This window comes from Actinomycetota bacterium (assembly GCA_005774595.1).
Taxonomy (GTDB): domain Bacteria; phylum Actinomycetota; class Coriobacteriia; order Anaerosomatales; family D1FN1-002; genus D1FN1-002.
The window spans coordinates 1-3,636 of the sequence record VAUM01000197.1 but is presented as its reverse complement, the minus strand read 5'-3'; the positions used below and the strand labels follow the sequence as shown (position 1 = coordinate 3,636).

General features: G+C 70.2%; 4 protein-coding genes. All 4 read left to right on the top strand.

Annotated elements, in window-relative coordinates; genetic code table 11:
* The coding region (locus FDZ70_07765) for a phospholipid carrier-dependent glycosyltransferase (protein TLM73386.1) at positions 1-1,123 on the top strand (1,123 nt) is incomplete at its 5' end.
* Entirely contained in the window at positions 1,120-2,292 is a 1,173-nt protein-coding gene (locus FDZ70_07760) for a glycosyltransferase (protein TLM73385.1), read from the top strand. The genes FDZ70_07765 and FDZ70_07760, both read left to right, overlap by 4 nt.
* A complete protein-coding gene (locus FDZ70_07755; GenBank protein ID TLM73384.1) occupies positions 2,193-2,666 on the top strand; it encodes a hypothetical protein in 474 nt (157 codons plus the stop codon). Before FDZ70_07760 ends, FDZ70_07755 begins: the two co-directional genes overlap by 100 nt.
* A 179-nt stretch (positions 2,667-2,845) precedes the next feature.
* On the top strand, positions 2,846-3,636 hold a 791-nt coding region (locus tag FDZ70_07750; GenBank protein TLM73383.1), incomplete at its 3' end, for a 3-isopropylmalate dehydratase large subunit.

Sequence of the window (3,636 nt, the reverse complement as noted above, 5' to 3'; positions counted from 1 at the left end):
GGGTGCTGCAGCGGCGGTCGCACTGAACCCCGATCACGTCTTCCACAGCCGCTTCGTCGCGCCTGACGTCATCGCGACGTTCTTCGCGACAGCCACGGTGCTCGCCGCGGTCGGCATCGCCAAGAAGGGGACGTGGCGCGACTACCTGCTCGCTGGCGTGCTGACCGGTCTCGCGGCGGGGACGAAGTACAACGCCGGCCTCGTCTTCATCGCCGTGGCGGCGGCGCATGTCGCCCGTCTGGACCTCCGTTCGCCGTTCCGCCCGCGTGACCTCCTCTTCCTGATCGGCGCCGCTGCCGCCGCCGCCGCCGCGTTCCTGCTGTCGACTCCTGCGCTGATCGTCGAGCCCGGCACCGTGGTCGGTGCGGTCCTCGGGATCGGCCGGACCTACGGCACCGGTCACCCGGGCCAGGACGGCGGGCAGGTGGTGTGGTACGCCCGCAACATCTGGGTGACCTTCGGGCCGCTCGCCCTGTTCTTCGCCGCGAGCGCGTGGAGCGCCATGCGGCGCAAGGACCGTGTGCTTGCTGCGGCGATGGTCTTCCCGGTCGTCTACCTCGTGTTCCTCTGCCTGTTCACGGTGAGGAACGAGCGGGTGATGCTCCCGGTCGTGCCGGTGTTCGCGGTCATCTCCGTCGCGGGCGCGTTCATGTCTGCGGACCTGGTGCCGTCCGGCGCGCCGGCCCGATGGGCGCGCACGGCGGCCCCCGCGGTACTGGCCGCGCTGCTCGTCGTGCCAGCCGCTCGCGCATTCGCGTGCTCACGCTCGTATGCCGGTCCGCAGGCGCAGGCTGAGGCGCGGCAGTGGATCGACGCGAACCTCCCCCGTGATGCGCGGATCGTGGTCGAGAACTACGGCCCGTACGTGTTCGACACGCATCCGGGCGCGACCGCGACGGACTACCTCGGGCACGCGTCCGCAGACGCGTATCGTGACGAAGGAGTCGAGTACCTCGTCGCCAGCAAGGACGCGTTCGGCAGGTTCTACACCGACCCGGGCAGTTCCGCGGTGTATCTGACCGCGCGAGACAACTATGAGTCGTTCCGGAAGGAGTTCCGGGCGCTCGCGACATTCACGGACGCCACTCAGCACGGCGTGATCGTGTACGCGGTGAGCCCATGACCACCGCGAAGGGCGGGTCGGCCCCGTCGCTCCGCACCGTGTGCTGGGTGGTGCCTGCCTACGACGAGGCGGCCTCGATCGCCGACCTGGTGCATCGGATCGCCGAGGTCTCGGAGGGCGCCGGCTGGCGGTGGCGGCTCATCGTGGTGGATGACGGAAGCTCGGATGGCACCGGCGACCTCGCCCGCGACGCAGGCGCAGGGAGGGCCGAGGTGCTCGTGAACCAGCCGAACCTGGGCCTGGGGCGCACCATCCGGCGAGGCCTGCGCGCGGCGGCCGAGTCGCTGGGTCCCGGCGACGTCATCGTGACCCTCGACGCCGACCTGACGCAGGACCCGGTCTACGCATCCGCACTGCTCGCACTGCTCGACGAGGGCGCGGACGTCGCCATCGCGTCTCGCTACCGGAGAGGTTCGAGTGTCGAGGGTCTCTCGGTCTTCCGACACGTCCTGAGCTTCGGAGCGGGCGCTCTCATGACGCTGCTGCGCCCCATCCGCGGCGTGCGCGACTACAGCTGCGGCTTCCGTGCCTACCGGGCGGAGGTGGTCCGGGACGCGTTCGAGCGATGGGGTGACGACTTCATCCGCGAGGACGGGTTCGGGTGCATGGTCGAGATCGCCGAGCGGCTGCGCGAGACGGCCGTCTTCGCCGAGGCGCCGTTCACGCTGCGCTACGACCTGAAGCGCCGGGGCTCGGCGATACCCGTACTCAGGACGATCGCTGCGTACGGTCGCGTGCTGCGGCGCGTCTCGAAGGAAGGGCACTCCGCAGCCCCGATCGGGATGCTCGCCCTCGCGTTCGTCGCCGTGATGCTCGGTGCGGTCGGGCAGGCGTTCCTGCGCGCGGGCGCGGGCGGGGTGGACGCGAGTGGCGTGGTCGAAACGCTGGCGATCGCGCTGCGCGACCCGCGCGTGATCGGCGGCTTCCTCGCATACGGGTTCTCGACGGTGCTGTGGCTCGTCGTGCTGTCGCGGCTCGACCTCTCGGTCGCCTATCCGATCGGCGCCTGGGGCTACGTGGTCGTCACGATCGCCGCGGTCATCGCGGGCGAGCAGGTACCTCCTTCGAGATGGGCCGGCGTGGCGCTCATCGTGCTCGGGATCCTACTCGTCGGCTGGCTCGGGGTGGCTCCGCAGCTCGAGCGGGCGAAAGGGGCGAGCGCCAGGTGACGCCGTACTCGCTCGCCGCTGTGCTCATGGCGGTACTGCTGGCGATGGCCGGGCAGATGCTGCTCAAGCGCGGGATGTCTCTGCTCGGGCCGGTCGACCGTGAAGCGCTCAGGCGCCCGTTGCGGCTCGTGGGGGCGATCGCCACGCGCTGGGAGGTCATGCTCGGGCTCGTGGTCTACCTCTCGGCGTCGCTGGCGTGGATCTACGCACTGTCGCTCGTGGAACTGTCGGTGGCCTACCCGTTCCTCGGGATGAGCTACGCGATCCTGCCGGTTGTGGCCGCGTGGCTGCTCAAGGAGCGCCCCACGTTCTCGCAGTGGGTCGGCGTCACGCTCGTGGTGACCGGCGTGCTGCTGGTGATGTCGTCGATCTGAGACCCTCCCGTTCGGTGCGGCCCGCGGGGCTGTCTGCGTCGCATACGGTTCCTCGGAACGATCGTTCCGAGGAACCGTATGCGCGGGCGAGCGGCCCGCCGCCGACGCCGCGCGCCACGGTCGCCTGCGCTAGAATGTGCGGACCTGTCCGACGACCTTTTCGAGGAGCGAGAAGCGCCATGGCACGCCCGATGACGATCACCGAGAAGATCCTGGCCGCCCACGCCGGCCTGCCCGAGGTCGAGCCCGGGCAGCTCGTCGAGTGCAAGCTGGACCTCGTGCTCGCCAACGACGTGACCGCGCCCATCGCCATCAAGGAGTTCGGCAAGGTCGGGGTGGAGCGCGTCTTCGACCCCGCGCGCATCGCGCTGGTGCCGGACCACTACACGCCGAACAAGGACATCAAGTCCGCCGAGCAGGCCAAGATGATGCGCGAGTTCGCCCGTGCGCAGGAGATCACGCACTACTGGGAGATCGGCTGCATGGGCGTCGAGCACGCGCTCCTGCCGGAGCAGGGCGTCGTGGTGCCCGGCGACGTGATCATCGGCGCGGACTCGCACACCTGCACCTACGGCGCGCTGGGCGCGTTCGCCACGGGCGTGGGCTCGACCGACGCCGCCGTGGGCATGGCGACCGGTGAGGCGTGGTTCAAGGTGCCCGCCTCGCTGAAGTTCAACGTCGAGGGCGAGTCGGGGCCGTGGGTCTCCGCCAAGGACGTCATCCTGCACGTCATCGGCATGATCGGCGTCGACGGCGCGCTCTACCAGGCGATGGAGTTCACCGGCTCCGCGATCCGCGCCTTGGACATGGACGGCCGCATGACGATCTGCAACATGGCGATCGAGGCCGGCGGCAAGAGCGGCATCATCGAGGTCGACGACGTCACGCGGGCGTACGTGGCCGGCCGCGCCGAGCGCGAGCCGGTGGAGTACCACTCGGACGCCGACGCCGCCTACGCGCGGGTCTACGA